Origin of the sequence: Cetobacterium sp., assembly GCF_048470075.1 — a bacterium.
In the GTDB taxonomy this organism is placed as follows: Bacteria; Fusobacteriota; Fusobacteriia; order Fusobacteriales; family Fusobacteriaceae; genus Cetobacterium_A.
Genome location: NZ_DBGBQB010000127.1, coordinates 1 through 5,731 on the forward strand (window position 1 = coordinate 1; position 5,731 = coordinate 5,731).

Here is a 5,731-nt window from a genome sequence, read left to right on the forward strand (position 1 = left end):
ATGGTATATAGGTATTGAGGGGAACGCACCATTTTCAGTTCTAATTTAGTTCAAAAAGAACTAAAAATAAAAAAGGAGATGGTATTATGAAGGTTTTTTTAATTTCTATGTGTCTATTACTTTTTGGAGCATGTGGAGACAAAGTTGAGGAAAAAATTGTGCAAGGGGAAAAAACTGTACAACAAGAGCAAGTGACAGAAGTTAAAGAGAAGATGGATAAAAATCAAGAACTAAATACATTTTTAGGTGCAGAGCCTAAAACTTTAGATCCTTCACGAAGTACAGATGCTTATTCTACAGCTATATTGTCAAAAACCAATGAGGGACTATTGAGTGGAGAGATGGATGAAAATGGAGTAATAGAACATGTTGTACCAGCGGGAGCCGAATCGTGGTCAGTATCTGAAGATGGTTTAGTTTGGACATTTAACCTAAGAAAAGAGGCTATATGGGCAGATGGAAAACCAGTTACGGCTGACCAATATCAATATGGAATAGTTAGAACTTTAGACCCAAAAGTGGGTTCTAATTATGCATTTTTATTGTATCCAATAAAGGGAGCAAAAGAGTTTAATGCTGGAACAGCAAGTGAAGAGGATGTACTGGTTAAAGCTTTAGATGACTACACTCTTCAAATAACTTTAAGTCATCCAACACCATATTTTGAAGAGCTAGGATATTTTAAAGTTATGTTTCCTCAAAGAAAAGATATAGTTGAAAAATATGGTGAAGCCTATGGTTCAGAAGGGGATCATATTCTATCCAATGGTCCATTTATATTGAAGGAATGGGTGCATAATAATAAGGTTATTTTGGAGAAAAATCCAAATTATTGGGATTCTGAAAATTATAAATTAACTAAAATAAGCATGTTTATAGTTCCAGATGAAAACAGTAGAATGAATCTTACGATTACTGGTCAGGTGGATATGGGTGGTGGAGTATCAAAACCAGAGTGGATTGACGTAATGGAAAAAGATGGAAATTTTATTAACCTTAAAAGATATGATATGGGAACTAACTATGTTGTATTTAATACAACAAGTAGATATTTAAAAAATGAGAAAGTTAGAAAAGCATTCTCTTTAGCAATGGATAGAGAGGAGATAAATAAGGTTATGTTTGATGGACTGTTTATTCCTGCTTATGGATTTGTTTCAAAGGGAGTAAAGATTGGAGATAAAGAGTATAGGGACCTTGTAGAGGAGCCATTAAAAAAATTGATAGCGGAAAATATAGATCCAAAAGCCCTTTTAATTGAGGGATTAGAGGAGTTGGGAGAGGATGCTGATCCAGCTAAAATGGATATAACAGTTTTAGCTTCCAGTACAACAGGATGGGAAAGAAAGTATAGTGAACTATTGCAACAGATGTTAAAAAATAGATTGGGCGTGAATATAAAGGCTGATTTTGTTGAATGGCCAGTATATCAGAAAAGAACTGATGAATTGGATTATGAAATAGGAGGAATGGCTTGGATAGGAGATTATAATGATCCAAATACTTTTTTAGATATGTGGGTAACAGGTGCTGGAATTATACCAACTGGATGGACAAATGAAGAGTTTGATCAACTGATAGAGAAAGCCTCTTTAACATCAAATCAAGAGGAGAGAATGAAGTATTTCCAAGAGGCTGAGGATATTCTAGTTTATAGGGATGCGGTGATAGCGCCTACACTTTATAGAGTAAGTAATGGATATTATAGAAAATATATAAAAAATTATAACCCTACAAATGTAGCACCATATACTTTAAAAAATGTATATATTGATGGTCGTGAATAGGGATGAAAAGATACATAGTAAAAAGAGTTTTAACAATGTTTATAACCCTATTTATTGTTATAACTGGAGTTTTTTTTATAATTAGATTAGTTCCTGGAGACCCTCTTGCCTCAATGGCAAGAAACCTTCCTGAACAGATAAAGAAAAATTTCTATGCTAAATATGGTTTAGATAAAAGTCTAATAATTCAATATTTCTCATATATGAAAGAGCTGTTTTTAGGGAATATGGGGGAGTCTTTAGTCTATACTGGAAGAACAATAAGTGGAATTATAAAAACTGCATCTCCTGTGTCAGCAAGAATAAATATTCAATCTATACTATTTGGAGTGGGCTCAGGACTATTGTTAGGGTTGATAGCAGCAACAAAAAAGGGGAAATGGCCAGATTATTTGGTAATGTTTATAGCCATATCAGGAGTGGCTATACCAAGTTTTGTAATGGCAACAACTTTGCAATATCTATTGACTGTTAAATTTAATCTCCTTCCAACAATTGGATATAAAGCTGGAATAAAAGGATTAAAATACACTATATTACCGACATTAGCACTATCATTTGGCTCTATTGCTGTATATGCCCGTTACTTTAGAGCCAGTGTTTTAGATGTTTTAAGTCAGGACTATATATTGACAGCTAGATCAAAGGGAGTATCTGGTTTTAGAATGGCATGGAATCATGTGGGGAAAAATGCATTATTACCTATAATAACAATGTTAGGACCTCAAATAGCGGGTATTTTTGTAGGTTCCTTTGTGATTGAATCCATTTTTGCAATTCCCGGATTTGGTCAAATCTATGTGGATGCTATAAATAATAGAGATTTTACAATGATTTTAGGGCAAACCATTTTAGTGAATGGATTGTATATCTTTTCATTGTTTATGGTTGATATGCTATATGGTCTAATTGATCCTAGAATAAAGATATTTAAAAAGGAGTAATATGGGTATGGATATTAGTAGAGATATGTTTGTAAAGTTAGATAATAAAGAGGAGTATAAAGAGGAGATAGTCAGAGTAAGTATGACATATTGGGCTGATAGTTGGAGAAGACTGAAAAAAAACAAGGTGGCAATGATATCCATTATTATTTTAAGTGTGTTGATATTGATGTGTATTTTTGCACCTATGCTATCTCCATATAAACATGAGGTAACAGATACTTCAAATATAAATGCTATACCAAATATGAGTCATTGGTTTGGGACTGATGGACTTGGAAGAGACTTATGGACAAGAGTATGGGTTGGAGGAAGAACATCTATTTTAATAGGTTTTATAGGTACATTTATAGTTATTTTTGTGGGATGTATCTATGGTGGAGTTGCAGGGTATTTTGGTGGAGCTATAGATAACTATATGATGAGATTGATTGAGATATTATCAAGTATTCCATATCTAGTAATGGTTATACTAATCTCTCTCTATCTTGGAAAGGGTATGTTTTCATTGATCTTAGCCTTGACTATAACTGGGTGGACAGGAGAGGCAAGAATGGTTAGAGGGCAGGTGCTTCAAATAAAAGAGCAGGAGTTTGTGATAGCAGCAAAGGCTTTGGGAGCTTCCCATAGAAGAGTTATATTAAAACACTTATTGCCAAATACAGTGGGAGTTGTAATTGTAGCAATAACTTTTAGTATACCTGGTTTTATTTTTTCAGAGGCATTTTTGAGTTTTGTAGGCTTGGGAGTTCAAGCACCAGCTACAAGTTGGGGAGCATTAGCTTCATCTGCCAGAGAGAATTTAAGATTTTATCCTTATCAAATATTTTTTCCATCTCTAATGATAACATTGACAATGCTCTCTTTTAGTTTACTGGGAGATGGTTTAAGGGACGCGTTAGACCCAAAGGAAAGACAGTGATAGAATGAGAAGATGTTTAGAGGTAAATAATTTAGAGATAAATTTTAAAACTTACGCAGGAACAGTATATGCGGTAAGAGATGTATCTTTCTATTTAGATGAGGGAGAAACTCTTGCTATTGTGGGCGAGTCAGGATGTGGTAAAACAGTAACATCAAAAGGGATTTTAAAATTATTACCAAAATTTATAACTGAGATACCGAGAGGGTCTATAAAATTTAATGGAAGAGAACTCCTTTATTTAAAGGAAAAGGAGATGAATCAAATAAGGGGAGAGGAGATTAGCATGATCTTTCAAGACCCAATGACATCACTAAATCCCACTATGACAATAGGGGACCAAATAAAAGAGAACTTGATAATTCATAAAAAGCTAAATAGAGTAGAGGCAGAAAGGGAAACTGTTGAAATATTGAAAATGGTAAATATACCAGAGGTTGAAAAGAGAATAGGTTCTTATCCTCATGAGTTTTCTGGTGGAATGAGGCAGAGGGTAATGATAGCAATAGCTATATCATGTTCTCCTAAAATACTTATAGCTGATGAACCAACAACGGCACTTGATGTTACCATTCAAGCTCAAATTTTGAATTTAATGAAAAAGATTCAAAAAGAGATTCTAATGGGAATAATATTGATAACTCATGATTTGGGAGTTGTGGCTAGAATAGCTGATAGAATTCAAGTTATGTATGCTGGAAAGATTGTAGAAACTGGAGCTACCAAAGAGATATTTAAAAATCCAAAACACCCTTATACTTTAGCATTATTAAAAAGTATTCCAGCTTTTAATAGCTCAAAAAAAAGTGAACTATATGCAATAAAGGGAACTCCACCAGATTTAATATCCCCTCCTAAAGGGTGTGCTTTTGCAAAAAGATGTGATTATGTGATGAAAATATGTCAAGAGATTCAACCGGAGAATTTTGAGATATCTAAGGGTCATATATCAAGTTGTTGGTTAGAGCATAAATATATGAAAGAGGGGAAAGATAATGAGTAAACTGTTAGAGATAAAAAATTTAAAAAAGGAGTTTCTTGTGAATGGACAGCCTTTAAAAGCTGTTGATGATGTTAGTTTCTATATAAAGAAGGGGGAAACATTGGGTTTGGTTGGTGAATCAGGATGTGGAAAAACAACTTGTGGAAGAACTATTTTAGGGATATATGAGCCAACTTCTGGGGAGGTATATTATAAGGGAGAAAGAATTGATAAGTTAAAAAATAGGGAAAAGATAAAGCTGAAAAAGAGAATGCAAATAATATTTCAAGACCCATATGCGTCATTAAATCCTAGAATGACTGTTGGAGATATAGTAGGAGAGGGAATGGATATTTTTAATATCTATAAAGGTAAGGAAAGAAAGGCTAGAATAGAGCAACTTTTACGAGTAGTAGGGCTCAATGGAGAGCATATGAATAGATTTCCACATGAGTTTTCAGGGGGACAGAGACAGAGGATAGGAATAGCCAGAGCTTTAGCAATAGACCCTGAGTTTATAGTTTGTGATGAACCTATATCAGCTTTGGATGTTTCCATTCAAGCTCAAATTATAAATTTACTTATAAATCTTCAAAAAGAGTTGGGATTAACATATCTTTTTATAGCGCATGATCTATCTGTGGTAAGACATATATCTGATAGGATAGGGGTTATGTACTTGGGGAAGATTATAGAGATTGGAAACTCAGAAGCTATATATAACAATCCACAACACCCATATACAAAGGCTTTGATGTCTTCTATTCCAGTTCCCGATCCAGATTATACAGTGGAAGTGATAGAGATGAAAGGGGAGATTCCAAGTCCTTTAAATCCACCATCAGGATGTGCATTTAGAACTAGATGTCAAATGACCCAGGATATTTGTAAAAGTGAGATACCACCACTGATTGAGATAGAGGAGGGACGCTTTTGTGCATGTCATCTAGTGGGTTCAAAATTGATGAAAAAGATTTAAGTTAAGCAAAGAATAAGATAATAACTTTAGCAGTTCACGAGAGTGAACTGCTATTTTTTTTTGATTATGTAAAAATTTTACATAATTTTTTGTATAAAAATTAAGATAGGTATGGTT

5 protein-coding genes are annotated in these 5,731 nt (G+C 33.7%); all 5 read left to right on the forward strand.

Annotated features, from left to right (window positions below; genetic code table 11):
• The first annotated feature begins 86 nt into the window (after window positions 1-86).
• From ACMOUI_RS04570 to ACMOUI_RS04590, 5 genes are read left to right on the forward strand one after another with little or no spacing between them, the layout of a single operon-like run.
• Window positions 87-1,787: a peptide ABC transporter substrate-binding protein gene (locus ACMOUI_RS04570; RefSeq protein ID WP_418964554.1), complete on the forward strand. Its 1,701-nt coding sequence runs from the start codon at window positions 87-89 to the stop codon at window positions 1,785-1,787.
• A gap of 2 nt (window positions 1,788-1,789) precedes the next feature.
• Entirely contained in the window at window positions 1,790-2,731 is a 942-nt protein-coding gene (locus ACMOUI_RS04575) for an ABC transporter permease (protein WP_418964555.1), read from the forward strand.
• Between the two features lie 7 nt (window positions 2,732-2,738).
• The gene (locus ACMOUI_RS04580; protein WP_418964556.1) at window positions 2,739-3,653 is read left to right on the forward strand and encodes an ABC transporter permease; all 915 of its coding nucleotides are present in this window, start codon (window positions 2,739-2,741) and stop codon (window positions 3,651-3,653) included.
• A 4-nt stretch (window positions 3,654-3,657) separates the two neighbouring features.
• Window positions 3,658-4,656, forward strand: coding sequence for an ABC transporter ATP-binding protein (locus tag ACMOUI_RS04585; RefSeq protein ID WP_418964557.1), 999 nt, complete (start codon window positions 3,658-3,660; stop codon window positions 4,654-4,656).
• Window positions 4,649-5,614: an ABC transporter ATP-binding protein gene (locus ACMOUI_RS04590; RefSeq protein WP_418964558.1), complete on the forward strand. Its 966-nt coding sequence runs from the start codon at window positions 4,649-4,651 to the stop codon at window positions 5,612-5,614. The genes ACMOUI_RS04585 and ACMOUI_RS04590 overlap by 8 nt, the downstream gene beginning before the upstream one ends.
• Window positions 5,615-5,731: the final 117 nt, after the last annotated feature.